The sequence below is a fragment of the Pseudoflavonifractor sp. 60 genome (genome assembly GCF_009911645.1).
Classification (GTDB): Bacteria; Bacillota; Clostridia; order Oscillospirales; family Oscillospiraceae; genus Lawsonibacter.
Genome location: NZ_QWKI01000368.1, coordinates 1 through 980, shown reverse-complemented (window position 1 = coordinate 980; position 980 = coordinate 1). Strand labels below are relative to the sequence as shown.

General features: G+C 65.4%; 1 protein-coding gene. It reads left to right on the top strand.

Annotated features, from left to right (window positions below):
- Window positions 1-980 (top strand): glucose-6-phosphate isomerase (locus tag D1646_RS22435; RefSeq protein WP_160638531.1); only part of this gene is annotated, 980 nt, incomplete at both ends.

Genomic DNA, 980 nt, shown 5'->3' with positions numbered 1-980 from the left:
ATGTTAAAACTCGATCTCTCCAAGCTGAGCGGCTTTCTGCCCGAGGACTATCTGACCTCCCGCCAGGAGCGGCTGGCCAAGGCGGCGGAGATGCTGGCCACTCACACCGGTCCCGGCGGGGACTTCACCGGCTGGGTCCACCTCCCCCGGGACTACGACAAGGAGGAGTTTTCCCGCATCCAGGCGGCAGCCAAAAAGATCCAGCAGCAGTCCCAGGTGCTGGTGGTCATCGGCATTGGCGGCTCCTATCTGGGGGCCCGGGCCGTCATTGAGCTGATCCAGTCCAACAACTACAACCTGAAGAAGAAGGACACCCCCGACGTCTTCTTCGCCGGAAACGGCCTGTCCACCGACGCCCTGCTGGAGCTTATCGACCTCATCGGGGACCGGGACTTCTCGGTCAACGTCATCTCCAAGTCGGGCACCACCACCGAGCCCGCTGTCTCCTTCCGCATTTTCAAGGAACTGCTGGAGAAGAAGTACGGCAAGGAGGGGGCCCGGGAGCGCATCTATGCCACCACCGACAAGGCCCGGGGTGCGCTGAAGGGTCTGGCCGACGGGGAGGGCTACGAGGAGTTCGTGGTGCCCGACGACGTGGGCGGCCGGTTCTCCGTGCTCACCGCCGTGGGGCTGCTGCCCATTGCGGTGGCCGGCGTGGACATTGAGGCCCTGATGGGGGGCGCCCGCCAGGCCATGGAGGCGCTGGCCGTCCCCGGTCTGGACAATCCCGCCTGGCAGTACGCCGCCGCCCGCCACGGGCTGTACCAGGGCGGCAAGGCCATCGAGGTGCTGGCGGGCTACGAGCCCCGGTTCCGCTTCTTTGCCGAGTGGTGGAAGCAGCTCTACGGCGAGAGCGAGGGCAAGGACGGCAAGGGACTGTTCCCCGCCAGCGTGGAATTTACCGCCGACCTGCACTCCATGGGCCAGTTTATCCAGGACGGCTCTCGGGTCATGTTCGAGACTATGGTCAGCTTCGTCCC